The sequence below is a fragment of the Streptomyces sp. C1-1 genome, assembly GCF_050214755.1.
GTDB lineage: Bacteria > Actinomycetota > Actinomycetes > Streptomycetales > Streptomycetaceae > Streptomyces.
Genome location: NZ_CP189826.1, coordinates 8672222 through 8698451, shown reverse-complemented (window position 1 = coordinate 8698451; position 26230 = coordinate 8672222). Strand labels below are relative to the sequence as shown.

Sequence of the window (26230 nt, the reverse complement as noted above, 5' to 3'; positions counted from 1 at the left end):
TGCCGGCGATCAGCCCTTGCGAGCCTTGATCTCCTCGGTGAGGGCGGGGACGACGTCGAAGAGGTCGCCGACGACGCCGTAGTCGACGAGGTCGAAGATCGGGGCCTCGGCGTCCTTGTTGACCGCCACGATGGTCTTGGAGGTCTGCATGCCGGCCCGGTGCTGGATGGCGCCGGAGATGCCGTTGGCGATGTACAGCTGCGGCGAGACGGACTTGCCGGTCTGGCCGACCTGGTTGGTGTGCGGGTACCAGCCCGCGTCGACGGCGGCACGCGAGGCGCCCACCGCGGCACCGAGGGAGTCGGCGAGCGCCTCGATGATCGCGAAGTTCTCGGCGCCGTTGACACCACGGCCGCCGGAGACCACGATCGCGGCCTCGGTCAGCTCGGGACGGCCCGTCGACTCACGCGGCGTACGGGAGATGACCTTGGTGCCGGTGGCCTGCTCGGAGAAGGACACCTGAAGGGCCTCGACCGCGCCGGCGGCCGGGGCGGCCTCCACCGCGGCGGAGTTGGGCTTGACCGTGATGACCGGCGTGCCCTTGGACACGCGGGACTTGGTGGTGAAGGAGGCGGCGAACGCCGACTGCGTGGCCACCGGGCCCTCGTCGCCGGCCTCGAGGTCGACGGCGTCGGTGATGACGCCCGAGCCCAGGCGCAGCGCCAGACGCGCGGCGATCTCCTTGCCCTCGGCGGAGGACGGCACCAGCACGGCGGCCGGGGAGACGGCGGCGACGGCGGCCTGCAGCGCGTCGACCTTCGGCACGACCAGGTAGTCGGCGTACTCGGACGCCTCGTGGGTGAGGACCTTGACGGCGCCGTGCTCGGCCAGCGCGGCGGCGGTGCCGGCGGCACCCGCGCCCAGCGCGACGGCGACCGGCTCGCCGATGCGGCGCGCGAGGGTCAGCAGCTCCAGGGTGGGCTTGCGGACGGCACCGTCCACGTGATCGACGTAGACGAGAACTTCAGCCATGGGAACGAAACTCCTTGCGGATGTGCGAAGGCTTGAGGGGCGGGAAGGGAGTTGAGCCTCTGGAGGGCCGACGGCCCTTAGATGAACTTCTGGCTCGCGAGGAACTCGGCGAGCTGCTTGCCGCCCTCGCCCTCGTCCTTGACGATCGTGCCCGCGGTCCGCGCCGGACGCTGGGCCGCCGCCTCGACCTTCGTCCAGGCACCTTCCAGACCGACCTCTTCGGCGTCGATCTCCAGGTCGGACAGGTCCCAGGACTGAACCGGCTTCTTCTTCGCCGCCATGATGCCCTTGAAGGACGGGTAGCGCGCCTCGCCCGACTGGTCGGTCACCGACACCACCGCCGGCAGCGAGGCCTGAAGCTGCTCCGACGCCGTGTCGCCGTCGCGGCGCCCCTTGACCGTGCCGTCCTCGACCGAGACCTCCGACAGCAGCGTCACCTGCGGCACACCCAGCCGCTCGGCCAGCAGCGCCGGGACCACGCCCATGGTGCCGTCGGTGGAGGCCATACCGGAGACGACCAGGTCGAAGCCGGCCTTCTCGATCGCCTTCGCCAGCACCAGCGAGGTGCCGATGGCGTCGGTGCCGTGCAGGTCGTCGTCCTCGACGTGGATCGCCTTGTCCGCACCCATCGACAGCGCCTTGCGCAGCGCGTCCTTGGCGTCCTCCGGGCCCACGGTCAGGACGGTGACCTCGACGTCGTCGTCGGAGTTCTCCGAGATCTGCAGCGCCTGCTCGACGGCGTATTCGTCGAGCTCGGAGAGCAGGCCGTCCACGTCGTCCCGGTCGACGGTCAGGTCATCGGCGAAGTGCCGGTCGCCAGTGGCGTCGGGCACGTACTTCACAGTGACAACGATCCTCAAGCTCACGCCGGCTCTCCTACTGCATCGTCATTTCGGTGCTGCCTACTTTCAGGCAGCATAGGCGCCTCTAGCGGCCGATCCCGATCGGGGCGACACCGCGCTCCGAGCGAAATATTACTCGTCAGTACACCCAGTTGGTTCCCGCTAAGCAAGCGCTTTGAACTGTGACCTTTGCAACGCAGCGTAATCGGAACTCGACCGTCCCGCAGCGCGAAGCCGGCGACGATCAGTCGCGCAGACCGTTGAACCGGCCCTGGTGGTACAGGAGTGGGCTGCCGGGACCGGCGGGGTCACCGAGGACGACCTCGGCCAGCACGATGCGATGGTCGCCGGCCGGCACACGGGCGACGACCCGGCACACGAGCCAGGCCAGGACGTCGTCGAGGACGGGGACGCCCTCGGGCCCCTCGCGCCAGGCGGTGGGCGCTCCGAAGCGGTCGGCGCCGCTCCTGGCGAAGGTGGCGGCCAGCTCCCGCTGGTGCTCGCCGAGTATGTGGACGCCGACGTGCTCCGTCCCCGCTATGGCGGGCCAGCTGGAGGCGCCGGTGCCGACGCCGAAGGAGAGCATCGGGGGTTCGGCGGAGACGGAGCTGAGGGAGGTGGCGGTGAAGCCGACCGGGCCGGACTCGCCCCGCGCGGTGATCACGGCGACACCCGCCGCGTGCCGCCGGAAGACGGAGCGCAGCAGGTCGGGCGAGGCGAGTCGAACGGTGTGGGAGTCGAGGTCGGGAGAGACCGGCACGGCGGTGTCCTTCTGCGAGGAGGGGCGAGCGGAGTCGTGGCTGCTCAACAGCCGGGACAGCGCGCGCTCGCGGTGCGGGCCAGGTCGATGTGGGCCCGCCCGTGGAGAAGGAGTTCCGTGGGCATGCAGTCAGGCTGACGATACGTGGCGCACACAGTCAAGTACGTTCCGGCATATGGGAGATGCCTCACCGTCCACGTCACGGGCTCAGACCGCCTCCCCCAGGGCGGCGATGACGTCGGCCTTGCGCGGCTGGCCGGTCGCGCGCCGCACGACCCGGCCGTCGGCGTCGAGGACCAGCACGGTCGGGGTCTTGAGGATGTCCAGTTCGCGGACCAGCTCCAGGCGGTCCTCCGCGTCTATCTCGACGTGGGTCACGCCGGGCACCAGGCCGGCCACCTCGCCGAGGATCCTGCGGGTGGCCCGGCAGGGGGCGCAGAAGGCGCTGGAGAACTGCACGAGAGTGGCGCGCTCGCCGAGTGCCCCGCCCAGTTCGGCCGCGCCGAGCCGCTTTCCGTCGTCGCGCCCGCGCACGCGCACCCTCCCGCTCCGCTGTCGATGCAGCACTCCGAAGGCGCCCGCCACCGCGAGCACCGCCACGCACACCACCAGTCCGGTCATCGACTGCTCCAGCGTTCACGAGACTGCAAAGATTCCCGATGCCCTGAATCATTTTCCATGCGGAATGCTTGATTCATGGACATCGACGTGAGGGGCCCGCGCTTCGGCGCGGCCGTGACGACCCTGGTGCTGGTCCTCGTACTGGTCACCGGGAGCGCCTGGCTGCTGGCCTGGCAGACGCTGGTCTTCGCGCTGGGCGCGGCGGGGCGCTCGCCCTACGGCTGGCTGTTCCGCAGGGTCGTACGGCCCCGGATCGGGCCGCCGACCGAGTTCGAGTCGCCGCAGCCGCCGCGGTTCGCCCAGGCGGTGGGACTGGTTTTCGCCGTTCTCGGACTCATCGGGTTCTGGCTCGGACCCGCGTGGCTGGGGATGGCCGCGACGGGGCTCGCGCTCGCGGCCGCCTTCCTCAACGCCGCGTTCGGATACTGCCTGGGCTGCGAGATGTATCTGCTGGTGCGGAGGGTGACACCGCGCACCGAGTAAAGGAGGGTTAAAAGGGCGAGGTGGATCACCGGGGCCTACGTGACGAGGATCTCCGCCGCCGTCCGGAACTTGGACTGGCTCCCGGGCCGTTCTTGGGGCACGATCTGCGACATGCCGTAAACCTACGGCTGCGTAACTTTCCCGCTGGGAATCCCTTCCCAGGCTGAGAAGGAAGGGTCCACCCCGTCCCATGGCAGAGCTTGTCTACCGCCCCGTCATCGGTCTCGCACTCACGTTGTTCAAGGCGTGGGACCTGAAGATCGACTGCAAGGGGTCGGAGAACATCCCGCGCTCGGGCGGCGCCGTGCTGGTGAGCAACCACATCAGCTATCTGGACTTCATCTTCGACGGCCTCGCGGCCCTGCCGCAGAAACGACTCGTTCGCTTCATGGCGAAGGAGTCCGTCTTCCGGCACAAGATCTCCGGTCCGCTGATGCGCGGCATGAAGCACATCCCCGTGGACCGCACGCAGGGCGAGGCGGCGTACGCGCACGCGCTGGAATCACTGAAGTCCGGTGAGATCGTCGGGGTGTTCCCCGAGGCGACCATCTCCCAGTCCTTCACGCTGAAGTCCTTCAAGTCCGGTGCCGCACGCCTGGCGCAGGAGGCGGGCGTCCCGCTGATCCCGATGGCGGTGTGGGGGACGCAGCGGCTGTGGACCAAGGGGCAGCCGCGCAACTTCAAGCGCAGCCACACCCCGATCACCATCCGGGTCGGCGAGGCGATCGAGGCGTCCAAGGACAAGTACGCCGGCGCGATCACCCGACAGCTGCGCGAGCGGGTGCAGGAACTCCTCGAGGCCGCCCAGCGCGCCTACCCCGTCCGCCCGAAGGACGCCGACGACACCTGGTGGATGCCGGCCCATCTGGGCGGTACGGCGCCCACGCCGGAGCAGGTACGGGAGTCCGAGGCACGCTGAGGCGGCGTCGCCGGCCGTCCGCGGACCGGCGACGCGAAAAAGTCCCCGGCGCTGCCCCGCAAACGGCCTTCTGACGGCCTGTCGCGCCGACGGTGCGCCCGGTTCACCTCCGCCCCGGACGACGGCCACGTCCCCCGCCCCCGCAGCCCCTCCAGGCGTCGGCCACGGCTTCCGCGGCCGCCGCCCGAACTCGGCATCAGCGCTGCTCAGGCCTAGGATCCCGGTGGTCGGAAGGGGATCTGATGGACCGGAACATACGCACGGTGGAGGACGTCCTGCAGTTGCTGGACGGACTGTTCGCCACGGGAGCCGACCGTTGGACGGGGAACGCGGGCTCCTGGTGGGACGAGTTCTACGCGGACCGCGCCAGACCGGTCCCGTTCTTCGCCGACAAGCCCGACGAGAACCTCGTCTCCTACGTCGACCGCGGCCTGGTCACCACGGGCCGCGCCCTCGACCTGGGCTGCGGTCCCGGCCGCAACGCGCTGTACCTCGCCTCGCTCGGCTTCGAGGTCGACGCCGTCGATCTGTCGCCGGTGGCGATCGACTGGGCGCGGGAACGCGCCCGCGAGACGGGCGCCGAGGTCCGCTTCCTGTGCGGCGACGCCTTCGCGCTGGTCGACGAGGAGATCCGCGGCCGCTACGACCTGGTCTACGACTCCGGCTGCTTCCACCATCTGCCGCCGCACCGCCGCATCAGCTACCTGGCGCTGCTCGGCCGATGTCTCGCGCCCGGCGCGCTGTTCGCGCTCACGTGTTTCGCCGCCGGCGCCATGGGGTCCGAGCTGCCCGACGCGGAGTTCTACCGGCGCAGCCGGCTGGAGGGCGGGCTCGCCTACACGCCCGAGTCCCTGCGCCGGATCTTCTCCGGTCTGACGGAGATCGAGATACGGCGGATGCGGGACGAGCCGCCCGAGTCCTCCCGCTTCGGCGAACCCTTCCTGTGGACGGGGCTGTTCCGCGCTCCCTGAGTCCGCCCGCTCAGCCGGCGGACCGCGCCGCCCGTACGTCGATGCTCGCGCCCGGGCTGAACTTCTCCAGCAGTTCGGCGAGTTCGGCCCCCGCCGCCTCCGTCTCGGCGACCGGCAGCGGGGCCATACCCTCCAGCAGGAAGATGCCCGAGACGGTCTCCTCGGTGAGCCGGGTGCGCGGGCCCTGGCGCCAGTTCCAGCGGCGGCAGGTCACGCCGGCGTCGTCGCGCCACACCACCTCGCCCGCGTCGGGGTGTTCGACGGCCTCCTCGCCGCCGGCCACCGTCACGAAGTCCTCGTCGCCCCCGGCCCGTACGAGCCGCATGCCGCCTCGGATGCGGTCGATGTCCTCTCCGCCGACCGGGATGAGGTGGGCGACGCTGACGGCGTTGTAGAGGTCGACCAGGAGGTTGACGCGGGGCAGGCCCGCCTCCGACAGAGCCCTCTTCGCCAGCGCCTCGGCCGAGTTGCGGGTGCGGGAGGGCTTGGAGCCGAACGCGGTGTACACCGCGCGCCAGGCGGCCATGTGCGGGTCCTCGTGCGGGGCGCGGCCGTCCAGGCGGGCGGCGAGACGGCGGGCCGCGTCGTCCAGCAGGGCCGAACTCTCGGCGGTGCTGGGCCCGTTGACCAGGCCGTGCGCCTCGATCGCCAGGTGGGTGAAGCCGGGCGCGAGGGCGCGCACCTCGTCGGACACGGTCAGCGAGAGGGTCATCGTCTGCCTCACAGTGCGGTGGGGAGCGTCTTCCACAGGTACGCCCGGTCGGGGGCGGCCCTGAGTGCGTCGACGACGAGCGGATGCGGTTCAGCATACAAGACCGGATAGTCCAGCTCATTGAACTCCGGGTCCGGTGCGAAGGCCAGGCGTTCCCCGTCGAGGGAGAACTGCGCGTCCACGCCGGGCTTGTTGCCGCGCGGGTCCTGCCGGTGCCAGGCGCCGTTGAAGCGGACGGCGACCAGGCCGTGCACCACATCGAACTTCTGATAGCAGAGCGCGGTCGGGATGTCCTCCGCCCGCAGCAAGGCCGCCAGCGCGTGGGACTTCGCGTAGCAGATGCCGGTGCCCTGCTCCAGGACGTCGGAGGCCCGCCAGGTGACGCGCGGGTCCCCGGAGTCCTGGGAGTGCGGGATGGTGTCACGGACGAACTCGAACGCCAGCCGTGCATAGGCATACGAGTCCTCGGCGTCCCGCGCGAGCCGGGCCGCAGTCCGCCTGACGAGCGGATGATGATGGTCGATGACCTCATCGGCGGCCAGATAGGCGGACAGGTCGGGGGTGTTCTGGATCAGCTCCATGCCCGCAGAGCATAGAAACGCGATCACCCGACCGTCAATGACTTTACGAGTGACCGCATATCTATGCATCGAAGGGGTCTACTGGCGCGCCATCTCCTCCTTCAGCGCCGCCACGAACGCGTCCACGTCGTCCTCGGTCGTGTCGAACGCGCACATCCAGCGCACGACGCCGGCCGCCTCGTCCCAGAAGTAGAACCGGAACCGCTTCTGCAGCCGCTCGCTGACGTCGTGCGGGAGCTTGGCGAAGACGCCGTTGGCCTGCACCGGGTAGAGGATCTCCACGCCGTGCACGGCGCGCACGCCCTCGGCAAGGCGCTGGGCCATCTCGTTGGAGTGGCGGGCGTTGCGCAGCCACAGGTCCTTGGCGAGCAGGGCCTCCAGCTGCACCGACACGAAGCGCATCTTGGAAGCGAGCTGCATGGACAGCTTGCGCAGGTGCTTCATGTGACTCACGGCGTCCGGGTTGATCACCACGACCGCCTCGCCGAGGATCGCGCCGTTCTTCGTCCCGCCGAGGGAGAGGATGTCGACGCCGACCGCGTTGGTGAACGTCCGCATCGGGACGTCCAAGGACGCGGCGGCGTTGGCTATGCGGGAGCCGTCCAGGTGCACCTTCATCCCGTGCGCGTGGGCGTGCTCGCAGATCGCCCGGATCTCCTGGGGCATGTAGAGGGTGCCGAGCTCCGTGCTCTGGGTGATCGAGACGACCTGCGGCATGGCGCGGTGCTCGTCCTCCCAGCCGTACGCCTGCCGGTCGATCAGCTCGGGCGTGAGCTTGCCGTCGGGCGTGGGGACCGTGAGCAGCTTCAGGCCGCCCATGCGTTCGGGCGCGCCGCCCTCGTCGACGTTGATGTGGGCGCTCTCGGCGCAGATCACCGCGCCCCAGCGGTCGGTGACCGCCTGGAGCGCGACGACGTTGGCGCCGGTGCCGTTGAAGACCGGGAAGGCCTCCGCCGTGGCCCCGAAGTGGCCGCGGATGATCCGCTGCAGGTTCTCGGTGTACTCGTCCTCGCCGTAGGCGACCTGGTGCCCGCCGTTGGCCAGGGCCAGGGCGGCGAGCACCTCCGGGTGGGCCCCGGCGTAGTTGTCGCTGGCGAAGCCGCGGACGTCCGGGTCGTGGTGGCGGCGGGCGTCGGTCTTCGGGGGGTTCACGGCTTGTCGGTCAGCCACAGACGCTTTCCGTTCACTTCGGCGGCGGGCTTGCTCCAGACGTCGACGATGGCCTCCGCGAGGTCCTTGACGTCCGTGAAGCCTGCGAACTTCGCGTTGGGGCGCTCGGCGCGCATCGCGTCGTGCACCAACGCCTTCACCACCAGGATCGCAGCCGCCGACGTCGGCCCCTCGGGGCCCCCGGCCTTGCGGAAGTAGTCGCCCATGGCCAGCGTCCACGCCTCGGCCGCGGCCTTGGCGGCGGCGTACGCGGCGTTCCCGGCGGTCGGCTTGGAGGCACCGGCGGCGCTGATCAGGACGTAGCGGCCGCGGTCGCTGCGCTGGAGCGCCTCGGAGAAGGCGAGCGAGGTGTGCTGCACGGTCCGGATGAGCAGCAGCTCCAGGAAGTCCCAGTCGTCGAGGCTGGTCTTGATGAAGGTCTCGCTGCCGCGCCAGCCGCCGACGAGATGGACCACGCCGTCGACGCGGCCGAAGTCCTTCTCGATGTGCGTGGCCCAGTCCCGGGTGGATTCCAGGTCCAGCAGGTCGACGGACTCACCGGTGACCGTGGCGCCGCCGGAGGCGTACCGGGCCGCGTCCACGGCCTCCGCGAGCCGCTCGGGATCGTTGTCGGCGCCGACGACGGTCGCCCCGGCCTCGGCCAGCCGCAGCAGCGCGGCCCGCCCGGCGGGTCCGCCCGCGCCGGCCACCGCGATCACCGCACCGCTGAGAGCTCCGTTCCCCGCCATGTTCTTCGCCTCCTGAGCTTGCTGAGCAGTGTTCCCGGTGCCGCGCACGCTCACGCGGCGACCCGCTCGGCGCTCTGAGCCGTGATGCCCCGGGTCGAGGCGATCACGTTCTTGAGCTTCTTGGAGAGGGCCTCATAGAACATGCTCAGCGGAAACTCGTCCGGAAGCACGTCATCGACGAGTTTCCGCGGCGGCTGGCTCAGGTCGAGGGCGTCGGGACCCTTGGCCCACTTGGAGCCCGGGTGCGGGGCGAGGTAGGTGGAGACCAGCTCGTACCCGGCGAACCAGTGGACGAGCTTGGGGCGGTCGATGCCGTCGCGGTAGAGCTTCTCGATCTCGGCGCACAGCTCGTTGGTGACCTGCGGGGCGCGCTGCCAGTCGATGTGCAGCTTGTTGTCGGTCCAGCGGACGACGTCGTGCTTGTGCAGGTAGGCGAAGAGCAGCTGGCCGCCGAGACCGTCGTAGTTGCGCACCCGCTCACCGGTGACCGGGAAGCGGAACATGCGGTCGAAGAGGACCGCGTACTGCACGTCACGGGCCTGCGGGACGCCGTCGGCCTGGAGCTTGACGGCCTCCTTGAAGGCCGTGAGGTCGCAGCGCAGCTCCTCCAGGCCGTACATCCAGAACGGCTGGCGCTGCTTGATCATGAACGGGTCGAAGGGCAGGTCGCCGTGGCTGTGGGTGCGGTCGTGGACCATGTCCCACAGGACGAAGGCCTCCTCGCAGCGCTTCTGGTCGTGGACCATCGCGGCGATGTCCTCGGGCAGCTCCAGGCCCAGGATGTCGACGGCGGCGTCGGTGACCCGGCGGAAGCGGGCGGCCTCGCGGTCGCAGAAGATGCCACCCCAGGAGAAACGTTCCGGCGCCTCGCGCACGGCGATCGTCTCGGGGAAGAGGACGGCGGAGTTGGTGTCGTACCCGGCCGTGAAGTCCTCGAACTTGATTCCGCAGAACAGCGGGTTGTCGTAGCGGGTGCGCTCCAGCTCGGCCAGCCAGTCGGGCCAGACCATGCGCAGCACGACCGCCTCGAGGTTGCGGTCGGGGTTGCCGTTCTGGGTGTACATCGGGAAGACGACCAGGTGCTGCAGGCCGTCCGCGCGGTGCGCGGCGGGCTGGAAGGCCAGCAGCGAGTCCAGGAAGTCGGGCACCTGGAAGCCGTCGACGGCCCACCGCTCCAGGTCCTTGACCAGGGCCTCGTGGTAGGCGGTGTCGTGCGGGAGCAGCGGGGAGAGCTCCTCGACGGCCTCCACGACACGCCGTACGGCGGTCTCGACGTCGGCGCGCTCGGGTGCGCCCTCGGCCTCGAAGTCGATCGACCCGTCCTTGGACTGCCATGGCCGGATCCGCTCCACGGCATCCTTGAGCACCGGCCACGCCGGGTGCTCGACCACCCTGGTCGCGGGAGGAACCTGCTCCCCCGAAGCCGCCTGCACAAGAATTTCCGTCATGTCCCATCCTCCACGGGAGAAGCTTGCGTAAGGAGACCGTATACATACGGGCTTTCTCCCAGCAAGAGCGGCCTCCGGAAATTATCCTGCACACCCGCATCGTCACAGAACTTTTTCCTGCCCGACACGGTGAAGACGGCCCTTCCGGGTATACGACCACACCGCACGGGTATCAGCCATCCGGTCAATGCCCACAGGACTCGCCCACGCCCGGGTGAGCGGCTCCGGCCCCGATGGCCGGACAGGCCCCGTACGCCACGGCGATCCCCCGTGTACGCACGGGTTCATCGCGCGGCCGGGCCGTTAGGCTGCGGCTCTGCCCGCGCGGCCGTCCGCTCCGGTCCGCGCGCGCTCCGAGCCGCCCGTCGACGGAAGCGAGTTGAACCTTGAACTTCCTTACCATCGGTCACCGCGGAGTCATGGGTGTCGAGCCCGAGAACACCCTCCGTTCCTTCGTCGCCGCCCAGCAGGCCGGCCTCGACGTCATCGAACTCGATCTGCATCTGAGCAAGGACGGCGCCCTCGTCGTCATGCACGACACCGACGTGGACCGCACGACCGACGGCACCGGCCCCATCGCCGAGAAGACCCTCGCCGAGCTGCGCGCCCTGGACGCGGGCCGCGGCGAGCACGTGCCGGTCTTCGAGGAGGTCCTGGAGGCGGTACGCACACCGCTGCAGGCCGAGATCAAGGACGTGCAGGCCGCCCGGGCGCTGGCCGAGGTGATGCTCAAGCGGGACCTGGTCGCCCGGGTGGAGGTGTCCTCCTTCCACGACGAGGCGGTCGCCGAGATCGCCCGTCTCGTGCCCGGGGTGCGCACCGCGCTGATCGGCAGCCGCTTCGGCACCGACATCGTGGACCGCGCGGTCGAGGCCGGCGCGGCGACCGTCTGCCTCAACATCCGCCGGCTCACGCTGGAGATCGTCGAGCGGGCCCGCAAGGCGGACCTGCGGATCATCGGCTGGGTGGTCAACACCCAGGACCATCTGCGTCTGGTCCGGGCCCTGCAGCTGGACGGCGCGACCACCGACTACCCGGAGATCAAGCGCACCGCCCGCTTCACGGCGTGACGCTCAGCCGAGCTCCTTGACCAGCAGCTCGAACTGCAGGTCGTCGCGCTGCGGGATGCCGAAGCGCTCGTCGCCGTACGGGAAGGGGGTCATCTTTCCCGTACGGCGGTAGCCGCGGCGCTCGTACCAGGCGATGAGGTCCTCGCGTACGGAGATCACGGTCATGTGCATCTCGCTGACGCCCCAGGTCTCGCGGGCCGCGCGCTCCGCCTCCGCGATGATCACCTTGCCGAGGCCGCCGCCCTGGAGCCGGGGGCTGACGGCGAACATCCCGAAGTAGGCGTGGGCGCCGCGGTGTTCGAGCTGGCAGCAGGCGACGACCACCCCGTCGCGCTCGACCGTGAGCAGCCGGCTGTCGGGGGACTTGATGACCGCGAGCACACCCTCCTGATCGGTGCGCTGTCCTTCCAGGATGTCCGCCTCGGTGGTCCACCCGGCCCGGCTGGAGTCTCCGCGGTACGCCGACTCGATCAGGGCGACCAGAGCGTCTACGTCGGCGTCGGTGGCATCGCGGAAGGTCAGTCCGGCGGCGGTTTCCATGGGGCGGCTCTCCGATCTCTGACACGGCACGGCACCGATGAGGGTAACGCCGCCACTAGGCTTCGGGTGCATGGTGCACGTTCTCAGCAGCCGGACCCTGCTTCGCCCCTCGGACCCCGAGCGCTCCCGTCGCTTCTACGGCGAGCAGCTGGGCCTCGCCGTCCACCGCGAGTTCGGCACCGGGCCGGACCGCGGCACCGTCTACTTCCTCGGCGGTGGCTTCCTGGAGGTCTCGGGGCGCTCCGATGCCCCGCCCTCCCCCGCCGTACGGCTGTGGCTGCAGGTCGAGGACGCCGACGCGGCGCACGAGGAGCTGCGCGCCAACGGGGTCGAGATCGTACGGCCCCCGGTGCGGGAGCCCTGGGGGCTGATCGAGATGTGGATCGAGGACCCGGACGGGACGCGGATCGTGCTGGTGGAGGTGCCGGCGGACCATCCCCTCCGGTACCGGCCCGGGATCTGAACCGCCCACCGCGGCACCGTGACGGCCGCCGGAAGGCTGGGCAGCGGTGTTCGGGGTGTACGCGGCCGGGCGGGAGAGCACCCCGGATCAGGGGCGCGCGGCGAGCGGGGTCACCGTGATCCGGTCGATCACCGGGGCGTAGGGCGAGCGCTGGCCGTGGGGGTTTCGGGTGTCCCCGTCGAAGTCGGGGAGTTCGTCGGCGGTCAGGGTGACGGTGTTGGTGCCCTCGTCCAGCGTGACGGGGAGGGTGAGCTGCCGGAAGTCGTTGAAGTGGAAGGTGGTCGGGAACAGCACCCGGTGCGGGGCCGCCCCGTTGACCAAGACGTCCGCGTGACGGCAGATGGGGTCGGGGTTGTAGTGCGTGGCGGGCGCCTGTTCGCCGTTGGAGTAGCGGACGGTCAGGGCGTGCCGTCCGGCGTGTGGCGCGGTCACCGTCAGGGTGAGCGCGTTGCCGGGACCGGCGCCGATGCCGTCGACGGCCTTGCCACCGGTGGCACGGGAGTACGCGGTCACCCTGGCGGCACCGGTCAGCGTGCCCTCCTCCGCCGGGTACGCGGTCGTGGGCAGCAGACCGCGCGACGGGCCCACGGTCAGCCGGTCCACGACCAGGTGCTCCGAAGTCCCGGTCACCGTCACCTTGTTGACGCCCCCCGCCAGGAAGAGCGGCACGGGTCCGCGCGCCAACGGCCCGGTCTCCTCGTCGTTGACGGTGAGCAGCCCCTCTCCGGGACCGAGCAGGTCGACGGTGACCGTCGCCTCGCCGTCGTCGGCGGCGTGCACCCAGAAGGTGACGGTGCCGCCGCGCGGGAGGACCGCGGCTGCGGGACCGCAGGCGCCGCGATAGGCGCAGTCGACTCGCGCTCCCGAGCCGAGCGCCGCGAACTCGGCCTCGTAGACGTCGACTTGGCGTTCGTCGCGCAGGGCGAGGTCCAGTCTGTCGATGACGGCGTCACCCACGGTCTCACCGAGGTCGGGGTCCTGGGCGGCGAGGGTGATGCGGTGCGGGCCCCGGGCCAGCTCGGCCCGGGTGTCGGTGTGTCCCCACACGGCCCACTTGTAGCCGAGCGGCAGCAGCAGTTCGCGCGGGTCCTCGCCGTCGATGCGCAGGAAGACGTTGGTGGGGCCCGACTCGCGCACCAGGTCGGCCCGGTTGTGGGAGTTGGCGAAGACCCGGATGTCGTACGTGCCGTTCTGGGGGACCTCGACGTCGAAGGCGAGGACGCCGTCGGAGCCGGTGCGCAGACCGCCCACGTGGTAGCCGCCGGAGGTGGCGAACCGGTCGACGGCGGAGGGGGATCCCTCGGGGCCGTTCCTCGAGTAGCCGCCGCCCGTGTAGAGCGCGTCCTCCGCCTCGTACGTCCCGCGCCAGCCGGTCGACGGCGCGAGCGGCACGGCGCCGTTGCCGCCCGGGGAGAGGATCAGCTGGTAGGCGGACATCTCGTCGAGACCGGTCAGCGCAAGCGTCACCCTGCCCGCGACTACCGGCAGTTCGACGTCGCGCAGCCGCAACGGCTGGGCGGAGGAGCCCACTTGCCCGGTCCAGGGGATCTCCTGCAGCCGCAGGTGCACCCGGGTGCCGAAGACCTCCGCGTCGACGCCCTCGACGACCAGGTCCGCCGCCCCGCCCGCCCCGCCGAACAGCACCCGCGCCTGGCGTTTGTCCCGGTCGAGCGTGGCGACGCCCTGCAGCGTGTACTGGACGTTGGGGTGCGGCGCGGTGACCCGAACGGTGGTGCCGGACATCTGGCCGTAGGCGTTGAACAGCCACCACTGCCCGTTGGCCCTGTTCGCCTCCACCGCCGAGTCGTTGAGGTTGCCGGCGATGTTCCAGTACGCCATGTCGGCGTCGACCTTCGACTCCTCGACGGCTGCGATCCACTGGATCATCTGCCCCGGGACGGAGAGGTGGTAGTTGTGCGCGTACTCGTTCAGGTTGACGGGGAGCGGGCCGATGCCCAACTCCCGTTCCAGCGCGCGGTACGCGGCGACGTTCGTGCGGACCTCGTCCGGGGACGACAGCTCGTGCCAGGTCACCACGTCCGGCAGTACGTCGTGGTCGCGCGCGAACTCCAGGAAGCCCCGCACCTCCGGGTACAGAATGCTGGTGTTGGGGCCGGCGACGCGCGCCGCGGGGTCGATCTCCTTGATGAGGCGGTACGCCTGCGTCCAGGCCGAGAAGAAGGGGCCGGGCTCGGTCCGCCAGGAGACGCCGTCGTAACTCCACTCCCCCGTGCCGAACATGTTGCCCTCGGGCTCGTTGAACGGCACCCACACGAGGTGGGAGGTGAGCGCACCGAGCCTCTGCGCCTGCCGCACCTGGCGGCGGACGGTCTCCAGGTGGCCGGCGAGCCTCTCCTCGCCGGTCGCGCCCGGCCACTCGTAGGGGAAGCCGCGGTGGAAGTCGGTCGTGTACACGTAGACGTCCCTGCCGCCCGCGGCGACGAAGGACGGCAGGATCTCCAGGGCGTCGGCCCCGGGGTGCTGGACGCCGTCCTGGGCCTTGGTGGTGACCGTGCGGACGTACATGCCCTCGACGACCGCGCGGCTGGGCACGCCGTCGCCGTAGACGCCGTAGAGCGTGCCGCTCGCGCCGCCGTGGAAGGGTCCCGTCTCGGTGCCCAGGTCGACAGTGAGCGTCTCGGCCGTCACGGCACCCTCCTTCGTTCGAAATACCGTACGCCAGTCGATGATCCGAACCGGCCCGGTCGAACGTAAGGACCGCGGGGTGACCGCGTCAACGGGCTTCCGTCCTCCGAAACTTCCGAAAGCCGCCGCTCAGGCCCGCAGCATGCCCGGGGTGCCCTCCAGCCGGCCGAGCAACTCGCCGAGCAGGTCTGCGAGTTCGCCCTGCCCTCGCGGGTCGACGGCGGAGAGCACGGCGGTCTCGTAGGCGAGTTGTTCGGGCAGGATCGCGTCGACGAGGTCCCGGCCGGCGTCGGTGAGGCGGACGTGCGCGACGCGTCGGTCCCGGGTGTCGCCGCGCCGCTCCACCAGTCCGCGCTCGGTGAGCGCCTTGAGCCGCTTGGTGACGGCGGCGCCGGAGGAGAAGGTCTCGCGCGCCAGCTCACTGGGGGTCAGTTCGTGGCCGGTGCGCCGCAGTGCGCCCAGCAGGTCGAACTCCGGGCGGCTCAGGCCCGCCCGGCGCAGCGGGGCGTCCTCGGCCTGCTGCAGGAGGGCGGCGCAGCGGTTGATCCGGCCGATGATCTCCATGGGGCCGGTGTCGAGGCCGGGGTGGACGGCCTGCCACTGCCGGACGACCGCGGAGACGGTGTCGCCTTCGGTCGCGCCCTGCCGCCGCCCGTTCGCTGCCGTCATGGCGTTACGTCCTCCCTCGCCCCGCGCAGCCCCAGCTGCCGTACCGTCGCGGCGAGCGTACGGTGTCCGGCCTGCTCGGCGCGCACGACCCGCTCCTGGGGCAGGGCGCGCTGCCACCACTCCCCGGACGCGGCGTCCACGGTGGCCCGCAGGTCGGCCAGGGCCGTGGCGAGCCCGCGCCGGGCGGCCTCCAGAGCGGCCGGAGCGGCGGGGGCGGCCAGCAGGCGGGCGGTGCGTTCGCGGGCGCGCTCGGCGGCGGCCAGCGCGTGCTCGACACGGTCGGCGGAGCGGCGGTTGGTGACGGCCACGGCGACGAGGAAGCCGACCAGGGCGCCGACGAGGGTGTCGACGACGCGCTCGGTGATGAGCTCGCCGGGCGCCTGGTAGCGGTTGAACTCGGTGATGAGCAGGGCCATCGGGGTGACGCAGACGGTGCCGAGCCAGTAGTTGCGGCCGATCAGGGCCTCGGCGCCGAAGTTGAAGGCGAGGCAGCACAGGACCAGGGCCGGCTGCCCGAGGTGGGCGAGCGGGGCGACGGCGGCGAAGAGCAGCACGCCCAGGATGTTGCCGACGACACGCTGGACACCCCGGCTCCAGGTGAGGGTGAGGTTGGCCTGGTACAGGGAGGCCGCGGTGACCAGGGCCCAGTAGGGGCGGCCGACGCCGAGGGCGAGGGAGGCGTAGCCGGCCAGGGCGCAGCCCAGGGCGGTGCGGACGGCGAGGGGGGTGAGCGGGCCGAGCCTGCTCCACAACGGCCGCGGCGGGACGGCGAGTTCGGCGTCGACGCCGAGGAGTTCGTCGGCGTCCCGCGGTTCGTGGAACTGGGGGACGGGGCCACTGCCGCACAGGGCGCGCGACCAGGTGCGCAGCAGTTCGGGGTCGGTGTCGGCGGGAGCGGCCAGGGCGACCTCGGCGCGCACCACGAGGCGTTCCAGGGCACGCCGGACGGAGGGGTCACCGGAGGCCAGGAGGGCCTGCCAAGCGGCCTGGATCGCGGCGGCCGCAGCGGCGCGGGAACGGGGGTGGCCACCCTCGGCACGGGAACGGCGGTGGCCGTCCTCGGCACGGGAGCAGGAGTGGCCGGCGTCGGCACGGGAACGGCGGTGGCCGGCGTCGGCACGGGAACAGGAGTGGCCGCCCTCGGCACGGGAGCAGGAGTGGCCGGCGTCGGCACAGGAACGGGAGTGGCCGCCCTCGGCACGGGAACGGGGGTGGCCGGCGTCGGCACAGGAACAGGAGTGGCCGCCCTCGGCACGGGAGCAGGAGTGGCCGGCGTCGGCTTCGTGGGCGGCGGCGTACGCGGCGGCCGCGTCGAGGGCCTGGGCGGTGGCCCGGCGTTCCGGGCCGTGCGGGCGCAGCAGGCCGGGCGCCATGCCGACCAGCCAGGCCCAGGCACCTGCCGCGAGGGCCAGGGCGAGGTGGCCGGGCAGCTGGGCGAGGGTCTGCGGGACGAACAGGGAGGCGGAGCTGATGAAGGTGAGCACGACGTTGCCGGGCGGGCCGACCCGGGTCGCGTCGCACAGCACCTTCTGCGCCGCCGCGAGCACCGCGCCCACGGTGACCAGGACGACGGCGTCGGAGGTGAGGGAGGCCGCGGTCAGGGCGACGGCGAGGCCGCCGACCATGCCCAGGACGATCCAGGCCAGGACCCGGGCCCGGGCGGCGTACGGGCGGTTGTGCGCGTAGAGGGCGCACAGCGATCCGGCCATCGTGTACATCGCCAGGTCGAGCCGGCCGAGGGCCAACAGGAGGAGGTTGGGCGGGGCGACCGAGGCGACCACGCTCAGCGCGGGCTTGAACCAGATGGCCGACGGGCGACCGAGACGCAGGACGCCGGCCAGCGGGAGTCGGCGGGTGCGGGGCGTGGTGGGGACGGGGGTCGCACGGCTCATGCCCACAAGCTTAACAGGTGTTTTACCCATAAATCATTTCCCGGCGGCTCTGCTCACCTGCCGTGCTCCCTCGAATGCTCCCCGTGTACACCCTTGCGCTCGCGTGCGCACCGGACGGCCCGGGCATCGACGCACTGTCGACACCGTCGAGCGGGGAGGTGCGCGTGCACGGACCGGCTTCGCCCGGCTGGCTGCTGGTCGCGCTGTGTGCGGCGACCGGGGCCTACTGTCTGCTGCGGATGCGCAGCAGCGTCGAGGAACAGCGCCGCTCCGCGGGCGGCGAGGCGCTGATGGGCTTCGGGATGGCCGCGATGGCCGTGCCGGCGGCGGTGATCAGCCAGCCGTCGTGGGCCTGGCCCGGTTACGCCGTCCTGTTCGGGTCGGCCGCGCTGCGCGCCCTGTGGGCCGCGCGCCGGGACCCGCACCATCTGCACCACCTGGTCGGCACCTCGGCGATGGTCTACATGGCGGTCGTGATGGCCGCCTCTCCCGGCCACCACGCCGGGCACGGCGGGCCTTCCGGGGTGCCGCTGCTCACGGGTGCGCTGCTGCTCTACTTCACGGGCTACGTCCTGCTGTCCGGCGTGCGGCTGATACCCGCGACCGCGGGCGGCGGGGCCGTGGGGTGGGGCGACCGGCCGGAGCTGGCTCGGGCGTGCCGGCTGTCGATGGGCATCGCGATGGTGGCGATGCTGATCACACTCTGAGCGCCGTCGAAGCCGGGCCCCACGGTCCGCCGCCGGGGTGGAAGTGCCCTTTCGGGGAACTCGCGACGACAGGCATCCGCGTGTTGGCCGCAGGCCTCACCCGTCGGCGAGGATCGCTCCATGTACAACCCGTCCGTCGAATCCCCGCCCCGCCCGCCGGACCACCGCCCCGCCGCGCGCGCCACCGGCGCCGCGGGCGTCCTGGCCGTGTGCTCGGTCCTCCTTCTCGCCGTGGTCGTGGCCGAGTGGCGGCCCCTGATGACCCTCGACGGCGACGTCGCCCGCACCGCGCACCGCTGGGCCGTGGACGAACCCGGCCTCACCCACGCCTTCCGCATCCTGACCGACTGGGTCTGGGACCCCTGGACGATGCGCCTCGCGACCGCGCTCACCGTGGTGTGGCTGGTGTGGCGGCGCTCGGCGCGGTGGACGGCGTACTGGCTGGCGACCGCTGTCGCACTGGGCTCGGTGCTGCAGCAGGCGCTGAAGGCCGCGGTCGACCGCCCGCGCCCCGTCTGGCCCGATCCCGTCGACTCGGCCCGCTACGCGGCCTTCCCCTCGGGTCACGCGATGACCGCCACGATCGTCTGCGGACTCCTGCTGTGGCTGGTCCACCACTACGGCGCGGGCCGCGCCCTGCGGCTGACGGCGCTGTGGGTGGCGGTCGTCTCGGTGACCGGGGTCGGTGTGACCCGGGTGTGGCTGGGCGTGCACTGGCCTTCGGACGTACTGGGGGGCTGGTTGCTGGGGGCGACGCTGGTCGCGGTCGCCGTCGTGGTCCATCAGCGGTGGGGCCCCGAGCGTGACTGAGCGGAATACGTCCGCGTCCACCGCGACGGACACCCTCCCGCGCGCCGGAACGTCGCACCGTAGGATCCCTCCATGCTCGCCGTCCTCTTCGACTTCTCCGGCACCCTCTTCCGCATCGAGTCCACCGAGTCCTGGCTGCGCGCCGTGCTGAAGGAAGCCGGGACGCCGCTTCCGGAGCAGGAGTTGCTGCAGGCGGCGAAGGCGCTGGAGGCGGCGGGCGCACTGCCCGGCGGGGCGTCCCCGCTCCAGGTGCCCGCGGATGTCGCCGAGCTGTGGCGGGTGCGCGACGCGAGCGCCGAGCTGCACCGGGCCGCCTACACCGGCCTCTCCCGCAAGGTGCCGCTGCCCGACCCGGCCCTGCACGACGCGCTGTACGACCGGCACATGACGCCGGCCGCGTGGGCGCCGTACCCCGACGCCGCCGAGGTGCTGTACGCGCTGTGCGAGCGAGGGCTCGGCATCGGCGTGGTCAGCAACATCGGCTGGGACCCGCGCCCCGTCTTCGAGGCCCACGACCTGGACCGGTTCGTGGACACGTACGTGCTGTCGTACCGGCACGGCATCCAGAAGCCCGACCCGCGACTGTTCGCCCTCGCCTGCGAGGCCCTCGAGGTCGAACCGCACGAGGTGCTGATGGTCGGCGACAGCCGGGAGGCGGACGGCGGTGCGGCGGCCCTGGGATGCCGGGTGCACTTCGTTGACCATCTGCCGGTGGCGCAGCGGCCGGACGCGCTGCGCCCGGTGCTGGGCCTGGTCGACTGAGCCGGCTCCGCGGCCCCTATTCCAGATATCCCTCCACCTGCGAGGAGGGACGCACGCTCGCCTCGTCCGGGTTCCCCCCGAACTCCGCCTTGGCGCGCCGCTGCCGCAACAGGTCCCAGCACTGGTCGAGTTCGCGCTCCAGCCGGCCCAGCCGCTGCTGTTCCGTCTCGCCGTCGATCTCCCCGGAGGCGAGAGAAGTGCGGAGCCTGCGCTCGTCCTCGACCATCTCCGAGATCCTGGCCAGGATCCGCTCGTCCTGTTCCATGCCCCTACGCCTCCTCGGCTCGACACCGATGACCACTGTAGGGACGCGGGGGCCGCTGTGCGACGGCAGTGGGAGAACCGGAGGTCAAGGCCGCCAGGAGCCGAAACAGTAGCCTCAGGACACCTTCGGGGCGACATGACCGCCCGCCTGAGACGATCCCCCGCGTCGCCCCAGACGGACGGCAGCCCTGACCACGCCCTTTGAAGGTGGCGGTCCGGATGCGTTGAGTATAGTTGGCTGGCAGCCAGTCAACGCAGGAGTTACAGCATGTCCCCGCGCAGCGCCTCGGTCAATGAAGAGTTGCGGAGACGTTCTCGGGAGCGGCTCCTGCAGGCGGCTGTCGAAATGGTCGGCGAGCACGGCTACGAGGCGACGACGCTCGGCGACATCGCGGACCGGGCCGGCTCGGCACGCGGTCTGGTGTCGTACTACTTCCCGGGGAAGCGGCAGTTGGTGCAGTCGGCGGTGCACCGGCTGATGCACCGCACACTGGAGGAGGCGCTGGAGCGCGAGCCGCGCACCGAGGACGGGCGGGAGCGGATGGCGCGGGCCATCGACGCGATCCTCGGCCTGGCCCGGGACCGGCCGGTGCTGATGCGCCAGCACATGGCGGGGCTGCTGCAGGCCGAGGGCTTCATGCAGTGCCCGGAGCAGCAGCGGCTCGCCGAACTGCTGCGGGACACCGTCGCCCGGCACGGTTCGCGGGACGCGGCCACCGACTACCCCATGCTGCGCTCCCTGCTGATGGGCGCCGTCTACGCGATGGTGCTGCCGAATGTGCCGATGCAACTGACCACCCTGCGAGCCGAGTTGTTCGCGCGTTACCGGCTCGACTGGGAGATGGGCGTCCCGCCGGACACCGGGGAAGCGTCCGGCGGGACTCAACAGTCCGACCTGTCACGGTTCTTCGCCACGGGCGAGGAGCCGGACGAGGGATCGGAGGTGCCGGCCGGGTCGAAGTGACCCGGGCTCGACAGGAACGTCGAGCTCGACCGACTCGCCCGGTCAGCGGCGGATGTGACGGGGCGTCAGGAAGCCCGCGTCCCGCGCCTGCGAGATCATCCGCAGCGACTTGCGCCGGCTGTGCCCGGTCGCGTCCATCACCGCGAGGACCGGGTCGACGCCTTCCTCCTGGGCCGCGCGGTACTCCTGCGCGACGAGCCACCGCCCCTCGATGCCGCGCGGCCAGGAAGGGCGGGCCCGACGTCCGCTCCCTGACTCCTCGCCCTCCGCGCCCGATTCCCCGGCGCCGCCGCACGCCTCGAAGAGCGGCTCCTCGATCCACTCCGCGAGCACCGCGAGGTCGTCCAGGGACAGCGCCGGCTGGGCCCGGACGTCCTCCAGGGAGACGCACCCCCCGCCGACCACGGCGAGCGCGTCGACCCGGGCGCCGTCGGTGAACGCCAGCCGGACATGGAACCACGCCGTACTGTCCCCGCCCTCCCGCACTTCCCACGCGGGCCACACGGACACAGCGCCATCCGACGGGCAACGATCAGAAAGATTGAGAAAGGATGCTTCTAGCACACACGCAACGTAACCGCATGATCACATTCCATACGAACGGACACGCACGCGGAGGGCTCGCCGACACCCTGTCAGCGGAGCACCCGCGGTGCCATGCTTGAGCCGTCAGCGATCTCCCGCCGTGAGGAGTTCCGCCGTGCTGCATGTCGCCGTGGTCGGCTCCGGGCCGAGCGGTTGCTACACCGCCCAGAGCCTGGTCCAGGCGGACCCGGAGGTCCTCGTCGACGTCCTGGACCGGCTGCCGTGCCCGTACGGGCTGGTGCGGTACGGGGTGGCGCCGGACCACGAGAAGATCAAGTCCCTGCAGAACAACCTGCGTTCGGTCCTGGAGCACGAGCGGGTGCGGTTCCTCGGGGGCGTCCGCGTCGGTCCGGGCGGGGTACCGGCCGCGCGGCTGCGGGAGCTGTACCACGCGGTGGTGTACTGCGTGGGCGCGGCCACCGACCGGCACCTCGGCATCCCGGGCGAGGACCTGCCGGGCAGCTGGTCGGCGACGCAGTTCGTGGCCTGGTACAGCGCCCACCCGGACGCCGCCGACGACGGGTTCGTGCGCGACGCCCGCTCCGCCGTGGTCATCGGCGTCGGCAATGTGGCGGTGGACGTCACGCGGATGCTCGCCCGGGGCGCGGCCGAGCTGAGCACGACCGACATACCGCAGGCGGCGCTCGGCGCGCTGGCCGCGAGCCGGGTCGCCGACATCCACATGGTGGGGCGGCGCGGGCCCTCGCAGGCCCGCTTCACGACCAAGGAACTGCGCGAGCTGAGCGGTCTGCCGGACACCGAAGTCACCGTGGATCCGGCGGAGTTGGCACTGGACCCGGCATACGCCGATCCGTCCGCGCTGCCGACGGCCAGACGCCGCAACGTGGAGGTGCTGCGGGGGTGGTCGTCCGCCCGTCCACCCGCTGGATCGGCCGCCCGGACCGCCTCCCGCAGGATCGCCCTGCGGTTCTTCCTGCGTCCCGTCGAACTGCTCGCCGACCATGGGCGGGTGGGCGCGGTGCGCTTCGAGCGGACGGTGTGCGACGGAGACGGCGGTGTCACGGGCACGGGGCAGTACGAGGAGATCGAGGCGCAGTTGGTCCTGCGCTCGGTGGGCTATCGGGGCGTGCCGCTGGAGGGGCTGCCGTTCGACGCGGCACGCGGCACCGTGCCGCACCTCGCCGGGCGGGTGCTGCGCGAGGGCGTCGTGGGGCCCGGCGAGTACGTGGCCGGCTGGATCAAGCGCGGTCCGACCGGCGTGATCGGCACCAACCGCCCGGACGCCAAGCAGACGGCGACCTCGCTGCTGGAGGACGCTCCCGTGCTGCTGCGCAGGGACGTGCCCGGCGATCCGCTCGCGGCGCTGCGCGCGGCCGGTGCCGAGCCGGTGACATGGACCGGCTGGCAGGCCATCGAGCGTGCCGAGGCGGCGCTCGGGGCCTCACTGGGGCGAAGCGTGGTCAAGCTGGCCGACTGGGAGGCACTGCTCGCGGCGGCGCGGACGGCGGCCCCGTAGCGGAGTCCGTCGCCCGTGGGTGGGCAGTACACAGAACGGCAACACGTCAGAAATCAACAAACTGTTCAAGCCTCGTACGGTCTCGTGCTGTTCGGATGCCCCGCCGCCCTGGAGTCCCCATGACCGCACCCGCCCCCGTCCATCCCGTCGACGAGGTCCCGCCCGTACGGCAGTTGGCCGCCTTCGGGCTGCAGCACGTGCTCGCGATGTATGCGGGCGCGGTGGCCGTCCCGCTGATCGTCGGCGGGGCGATGAAGCTGTCGCCCGCGGACCTGGCGTACCTGATCACCGCCGATCTCCTGGTGTGCGGCATCGCCACACTCGTCCAGTGCGTCGGGTTCTGGCGGTTCGGTGTCCGGCTGCCGATCATGCAGGGCTGTACGTTCGCAGCGGTGTCACCGATGGTGCTCATCGGGACGACCGGTGGCGGTCTGCCCGCGATCTACGGGTCGGTGATCGTCGCGGGACTCGCGATCGTGCTGCTCGCGCCGGTGTTCGGGAGGCTGCTGCGCTTCTTCCCGCCCCTGGTCACGGGCACGGTGATCCTGATCATCGGGGTGTCACTGCTGCCGGTGGCGGGCAACTGGGCCGCGGGCGGCGCCGGTTCGAAGGACTTCGGTGAGCCGAAGAACCTGGGCCTGGCCCTCTTCGTGCTGCTGGTCGTGCTCGGCGTCCAGCGGTTCGCGCCCGCGTTCCTGAGCCGGATCGCGGTGCTGATCGGCATCGCGGTGGGGCTGGCGGTGGCGATCCCGTTCGGCTTCACGGACTTCGGCGGCGTCGGCGACGCGGACTGGCTGGGCATCAGCACGCCCTTCCACTTCGGCGCGCCCTCCTTCCACGCCTCGGCGGTGGTCTCGATGCTGGTGGTGGCGCTGGTGACGATGACCGAGACGACCGGTGACCTGATCGCCGTCGGCGAGCTCACCGGACGCGCGGTCGAGCCGCGCTCACTGGCGGACGGGCTGCGCGCCGACGGCCTGTCGACCGTGCTGGGCGGCGTCTTCAACACCTTCCCGTACACGGCGTACGCGCAGAACGTGGGCCTCGTCGGCATGACCCGGGTGCGCAGCCGCTGGGTGGTGGCCGCCGCGGGCGGCATCCTCGTCCTGCTCGGCCTGCTGCCCAAGCTGGGCGCGATGGTCGCGGCGATCCCCGCGCCGGTGCTGGGCGGCGCGGGGCTGGTGATGTTCGGGACGGTGGCCGCGAGCGGCCTGCGCACCCTCGCCCAGGTGGACTTCAAGGACAACCACAACCTCACGGTCGTGGCGGTGTCGGTGGCCGTGGGCATGCTCCCGGTCGGGGTGCCGACGGTCTACGAGAGGTTCCCCGACTGGTTCCAGACCGTGATGAACAGCGGCATCAGCGCGGGCTGCCTGACGGCGATCGTGCTGAACCTGCTGTTCAACCACCTTCCCGCGAAGGCGGCTTCAGCTCCCGAGGCGAACGGCCTGCCGGCCGGCGGCGGCGAGCAGGGCGTCGAGCAGTCCCGGGAAGAGGTCGTCTAGGTCGTCCCGGCGCAGGCCGTTCATCTTGGCCGTGCCCCGGTAGCACTGCCGGATCACCCCGGCCTCGCGCAGCACCCGGAAGTGGTGCGTGGTCGTGGACTTGGTCACCGGCAGCGCGAACTGCGAACACGTGAGCTCGTCGTCGTCGACGGCGAGCTCACGCACGATCTGCAGCCGCATCGGGTCGGAGAGCGCGTGCAGCACGGCTTCCAGCCGGATGTCCTCGCTGGCGGGGTGCGGCAGGTCGCGGCTGCTGGTGGCGGGGGCGGTACTCACGGACCCATTGTACGAGAGCCATCGTAGTTTGACACTCAACGTACTACGATGGTTATCGTACGAGCGTCATTCGGCCCCGCGAGAACGGAGCAGCTCGTCATGAGCGCCCTCTTCCAGCCCTTCACCCTGCGTGGCGTGACCATCCCGAACCGGGTGTGGATGGCCCCGATGTGCCAGTACTCGGCCGAACCCGAGGGCCCCGGGACCGGCGCGCCGAACGACTGGCACTTCACCCACCTCGCGGCCCGCGCGGCCGGCGGCACGGGCCTGATCCTCACCGAGGCCACGGCCGTGTCTCCCGAGGGCCGGATCTCCCCGTACGACCTGGGCATCTGGAACGACGCGCAGGTCGAGGCGTTCCGAAGGATCACCCGCTTCCTCGTCTCCCAGGGCACGGTGCCCGGCATCCAGCTGGCCCACGCCGGCCGCAAGGCCTCGACCGACCGGACCTGGAAGGGCGGGGGCCCGGTGGGACCCGAGGCGTACGGCTGGCAGCCGCTCGCGCCGAGCGCGGTCGCGTTCGACGACCGGCACGTGGTGCCGACCGAACTGACGGTGGATCAGATCCAGGAGATCGTCGGCCAATTCGCCGACGCCGCCCGTCGCGCCCTGGCCGCCGGTTTCGAGGTAGCCGAGATCCACGGCGCCCACGGCTACCTGATCAACGAGTTCCTCTCGCCGCACTCCAACCACCGCACGGACGCCTACGGCGGCTCCTACGGCAACCGCACCCGTTTCGCCCTCGAGGTCGTGGATGCAGTACGTGAGGTGTGGCCCGAGGACAAGCCGCTGTTCTTCCGGATCTCGGCGACCGACTGGCTTCAGGAGGGCGGCTGGACGGCCGACGACACCGTCCGGTTCGCCGCGGACCTCCAGGCCCACGGCATCGACCTGCTGGACGTCTCCACCGGCGGCAACGCCTCCGGTGTGCGCATCCCGGTCCGGCCCGGCTACCAGGTGCCGTTCGCGGCCCGGGTGAAGGCCGAGACCACCCTGCCCGTGGCCGCCGTCGGCCTCGTCACCGACGCCGAACAGGCCGAGAAGATCCTGGCCAACGACGAGGCCGACGCCGTGCTGCTGGGCCGCGAGCTGCTGCGTAACCCGTCCTGGGCACGGCACGCGGCGCGGGAGCTGGGCGGGGACGTGCACGTGCCGGACCAGTACCACCGGTCCGTGTAGCTCACTGCGGGTCGAAGTCGGAGGTGGCCGCGACGACGTGGCCGTGCAGGCCCTGCCATGCCTGGTGCTGGGCCAGCTCGGCCACCTCGCGGGTCTCCGCCACGACGTCACCGCGTTCCCGGACGAGGCTGTCGTAGACGGGTAGGTGATCGTTGTGGGTCGCGTTCGATGTCACGGCTTGATCCTTCTCGGTGCGGTACGGCCGACCAGCAAA

29 protein-coding genes are annotated in these 26230 nt (G+C 71.4%); 12 read left to right on the top strand and 17 right to left on the bottom strand.

Annotation, left to right across the window (positions count from 1 at the left end; translation table 11 throughout):
* Nucleotides 1-9: 9 nt before the first annotated feature.
* The 4 genes from ACQF4J_RS39530 to ACQF4J_RS39515 all read right to left on the bottom strand — a co-directional run bounded on the left by ACQF4J_RS39530 (nt 10) and on the right by ACQF4J_RS39515 (nt 3195).
* Nucleotides 10-972 carry an electron transfer flavoprotein subunit alpha/FixB family protein gene (locus ACQF4J_RS39530; RefSeq protein ID WP_351804693.1) on the bottom strand — a complete coding sequence of 321 codons (963 nt, stop codon included), beginning with the start codon at nt 970-972 and terminating at the stop codon, nt 10-12.
* Nucleotides 973-1049: 77 nt separating this feature from the next.
* Complete coding sequence (locus tag ACQF4J_RS39525; protein ID WP_351576751.1) at nt 1050-1838, bottom strand: electron transfer flavoprotein subunit beta/FixA family protein; 789 nt, start codon at nt 1836-1838, stop codon at nt 1050-1052.
* Between the two features lie 220 nt (nt 1839-2058).
* Entirely contained in the window at nt 2059-2574 is a 516-nt protein-coding gene (locus ACQF4J_RS39520) for a flavin reductase family protein (RefSeq protein ID WP_351576754.1), read from the bottom strand.
* Nucleotides 2575-2781: 207 nt separating this feature from the next.
* Nucleotides 2782-3195: a TlpA family protein disulfide reductase gene (locus ACQF4J_RS39515; RefSeq protein WP_351804691.1), complete on the bottom strand. Its 414-nt coding sequence runs from the start codon at nt 3193-3195 to the stop codon at nt 2782-2784.
* A gap of 75 nt (nt 3196-3270) precedes the next feature.
* On the opposite strand from ACQF4J_RS39515, the gene ACQF4J_RS39510 reads away from it, so the two are divergent.
* The 3 genes from ACQF4J_RS39510 (at nt 3271) to ACQF4J_RS39500 (ending at nt 5568) form a co-directional block, all read left to right on the top strand.
* Nucleotides 3271-3678: a DUF4395 domain-containing protein gene (locus tag ACQF4J_RS39510; protein ID WP_351576759.1), complete on the top strand. Its 408-nt coding sequence runs from the start codon at nt 3271-3273 to the stop codon at nt 3676-3678.
* A gap of 190 nt (nt 3679-3868) precedes the next feature.
* Nucleotides 3869-4597 (top strand): lysophospholipid acyltransferase family protein, encoded by a 729-nt coding sequence (locus ACQF4J_RS39505; protein ID WP_351576761.1) that lies wholly within the window; start codon nt 3869-3871, stop codon nt 4595-4597.
* 242 nt (nt 4598-4839) lie between these two features.
* On the top strand, nt 4840-5568 hold the full coding sequence (locus ACQF4J_RS39500) for a class I SAM-dependent methyltransferase (protein WP_427167935.1): 729 nt from the start codon (nt 4840-4842) through the stop codon (nt 5566-5568).
* A gap of 10 nt (nt 5569-5578) precedes the next feature.
* Here the strand turns inward: ACQF4J_RS39500 and ACQF4J_RS39495 are convergent, their stop codons facing one another.
* The 5 genes from ACQF4J_RS39495 to ACQF4J_RS39475 form a co-directional block, all read right to left on the bottom strand.
* Nucleotides 5579-6280, bottom strand: coding sequence for a B3/B4 domain-containing protein (locus ACQF4J_RS39495; RefSeq protein ID WP_427167933.1), 702 nt, complete (start codon nt 6278-6280; stop codon nt 5579-5581).
* Nucleotides 6281-6288: 8 nt separating this feature from the next.
* Nucleotides 6289-6861 (bottom strand): transglutaminase-like domain-containing protein, encoded by a 573-nt coding sequence (locus ACQF4J_RS39490; protein ID WP_427167931.1) that lies wholly within the window; start codon nt 6859-6861, stop codon nt 6289-6291.
* A gap of 78 nt (nt 6862-6939) precedes the next feature.
* Nucleotides 6940-8013 carry a threonine aldolase family protein gene (locus tag ACQF4J_RS39485; protein ID WP_427167929.1) on the bottom strand — a complete coding sequence of 358 codons (1074 nt, stop codon included), beginning with the start codon at nt 8011-8013 and terminating at the stop codon, nt 6940-6942.
* Complete coding sequence (locus tag ACQF4J_RS39480) at nt 8010-8759, bottom strand: SDR family oxidoreductase (RefSeq protein WP_351576781.1); 750 nt, start codon at nt 8757-8759, stop codon at nt 8010-8012. The genes ACQF4J_RS39485 and ACQF4J_RS39480 overlap by 4 nt, the downstream gene beginning before the upstream one ends.
* Nucleotides 8760-8809: 50 nt before the next feature.
* Nucleotides 8810-10207 (bottom strand): DUF6421 family protein, encoded by a 1398-nt coding sequence (locus ACQF4J_RS39475; RefSeq protein ID WP_351576784.1) that lies wholly within the window; start codon nt 10205-10207, stop codon nt 8810-8812.
* Between the two features lie 386 nt (nt 10208-10593).
* Between ACQF4J_RS39475 and ACQF4J_RS39470 the strand changes: the two genes are divergently transcribed.
* Nucleotides 10594-11277: a glycerophosphodiester phosphodiesterase gene (locus tag ACQF4J_RS39470; protein WP_351576787.1), complete on the top strand. Its 684-nt coding sequence runs from the start codon at nt 10594-10596 to the stop codon at nt 11275-11277.
* A 3-nt stretch (nt 11278-11280) separates the two neighbouring features.
* Here the strand turns inward: ACQF4J_RS39470 and ACQF4J_RS39465 are convergent, their stop codons facing one another.
* A complete protein-coding gene (locus tag ACQF4J_RS39465) occupies nt 11281-11817 on the bottom strand; it encodes a GNAT family N-acetyltransferase (RefSeq protein WP_351576790.1) in 537 nt (178 codons plus the stop codon).
* 70 nt (nt 11818-11887) lie between these two features.
* Here ACQF4J_RS39465 and ACQF4J_RS39460 point away from each other — a divergent pair, with 70 nt between their 5' ends.
* Complete coding sequence (locus ACQF4J_RS39460) at nt 11888-12280, top strand: VOC family protein (RefSeq protein ID WP_351576792.1); 393 nt, start codon at nt 11888-11890, stop codon at nt 12278-12280.
* Between the two features lie 87 nt (nt 12281-12367).
* On the opposite strand, the gene ACQF4J_RS39455 is transcribed toward ACQF4J_RS39460, so the two are convergent.
* From ACQF4J_RS39455 to ACQF4J_RS39445, 3 genes are all read right to left on the bottom strand, one after another.
* Nucleotides 12368-14968 (bottom strand): cellulosome protein, encoded by a 2601-nt coding sequence (locus tag ACQF4J_RS39455; protein WP_427168673.1) that lies wholly within the window; start codon nt 14966-14968, stop codon nt 12368-12370.
* Between the two features lie 87 nt (nt 14969-15055).
* Nucleotides 15056-15595 (bottom strand): MarR family winged helix-turn-helix transcriptional regulator, encoded by a 540-nt coding sequence (locus tag ACQF4J_RS39450; RefSeq protein ID WP_351576797.1) that lies wholly within the window; start codon nt 15593-15595, stop codon nt 15056-15058.
* Nucleotides 15592-17487: an FUSC family protein gene (locus ACQF4J_RS39445; RefSeq protein ID WP_427167926.1), complete on the bottom strand. Its 1896-nt coding sequence runs from the start codon at nt 17485-17487 to the stop codon at nt 15592-15594. The genes ACQF4J_RS39450 and ACQF4J_RS39445 overlap by 4 nt, the downstream gene beginning before the upstream one ends.
* Before the next feature lie 164 nt (nt 17488-17651).
* Between ACQF4J_RS39445 and ACQF4J_RS39440 the strand changes: the two genes are divergently transcribed.
* The 3 genes from ACQF4J_RS39440 (at nt 17652) to ACQF4J_RS39430 (ending at nt 19766) form a co-directional block, all read left to right on the top strand.
* Nucleotides 17652-18194: a DUF5134 domain-containing protein gene (locus ACQF4J_RS39440; RefSeq protein ID WP_351576929.1), complete on the top strand. Its 543-nt coding sequence runs from the start codon at nt 17652-17654 to the stop codon at nt 18192-18194.
* 120 nt (nt 18195-18314) lie between these two features.
* Complete coding sequence (locus tag ACQF4J_RS39435) at nt 18315-19004, top strand: phosphatase PAP2 family protein (RefSeq protein ID WP_427167924.1); 690 nt, start codon at nt 18315-18317, stop codon at nt 19002-19004.
* Nucleotides 19005-19076: 72 nt separating this feature from the next.
* Nucleotides 19077-19766, top strand: coding sequence for an HAD family hydrolase (locus ACQF4J_RS39430; protein WP_351576806.1), 690 nt, complete (start codon nt 19077-19079; stop codon nt 19764-19766).
* Nucleotides 19767-19782: 16 nt separating this feature from the next.
* Here the strand turns inward: ACQF4J_RS39430 and ACQF4J_RS39425 are convergent, their stop codons facing one another.
* Nucleotides 19783-20031, bottom strand: a complete 249-nt coding sequence (locus ACQF4J_RS39425) for a DUF2630 family protein (RefSeq protein ID WP_351576809.1) — start codon at nt 20029-20031, stop codon at nt 19783-19785.
* Nucleotides 20032-20298: 267 nt separating this feature from the next.
* Here ACQF4J_RS39425 and ACQF4J_RS39420 point away from each other — a divergent pair, with 267 nt between their 5' ends.
* Nucleotides 20299-20994, top strand: a complete 696-nt coding sequence (locus ACQF4J_RS39420; protein WP_351576812.1) for a TetR/AcrR family transcriptional regulator — start codon at nt 20299-20301, stop codon at nt 20992-20994.
* 42 nt (nt 20995-21036) lie between these two features.
* On the opposite strand, the gene ACQF4J_RS39415 is transcribed toward ACQF4J_RS39420, so the two are convergent.
* A complete protein-coding gene (locus ACQF4J_RS39415; protein ID WP_351576815.1) occupies nt 21037-21504 on the bottom strand; it encodes a DUF6214 family protein in 468 nt (155 codons plus the stop codon).
* A 190-nt stretch (nt 21505-21694) separates the two neighbouring features.
* Here ACQF4J_RS39415 and ACQF4J_RS39410 point away from each other — a divergent pair, with 190 nt between their 5' ends.
* Together ACQF4J_RS39410 and ACQF4J_RS39405 are read left to right on the top strand one after the other, a co-directional pair.
* Nucleotides 21695-23056 (top strand): FAD-dependent oxidoreductase, encoded by a 1362-nt coding sequence (locus ACQF4J_RS39410; RefSeq protein ID WP_427167920.1) that lies wholly within the window; start codon nt 21695-21697, stop codon nt 23054-23056.
* Nucleotides 23057-23175: 119 nt separating this feature from the next.
* On the top strand, nt 23176-24561 hold the full coding sequence (locus tag ACQF4J_RS39405; protein WP_427167918.1) for a nucleobase:cation symporter-2 family protein: 1386 nt from the start codon (nt 23176-23178) through the stop codon (nt 24559-24561).
* Here ACQF4J_RS39405 and ACQF4J_RS39400 read toward each other — a convergent pair.
* On the bottom strand, nt 24484-24837 hold the full coding sequence (locus ACQF4J_RS39400) for an ArsR/SmtB family transcription factor (RefSeq protein WP_351576824.1): 354 nt from the start codon (nt 24835-24837) through the stop codon (nt 24484-24486). The genes ACQF4J_RS39405 and ACQF4J_RS39400 overlap by 78 nt on opposite strands.
* Before the next feature lie 99 nt (nt 24838-24936).
* On the opposite strand from ACQF4J_RS39400, the gene ACQF4J_RS39395 reads away from it, so the two are divergent.
* On the top strand, nt 24937-26016 hold the full coding sequence (locus ACQF4J_RS39395) for an NADH:flavin oxidoreductase/NADH oxidase (protein WP_427167916.1): 1080 nt from the start codon (nt 24937-24939) through the stop codon (nt 26014-26016).
* A gap of 1 nt (nt 26017) precedes the next feature.
* Here the strand turns inward: ACQF4J_RS39395 and ACQF4J_RS39390 are convergent, their stop codons facing one another.
* On the bottom strand, nt 26018-26191 hold the full coding sequence (locus ACQF4J_RS39390; RefSeq protein ID WP_351576830.1) for a hypothetical protein: 174 nt from the start codon (nt 26189-26191) through the stop codon (nt 26018-26020).
* Between the last annotated feature and the right edge of the window lie 39 nt (nt 26192-26230).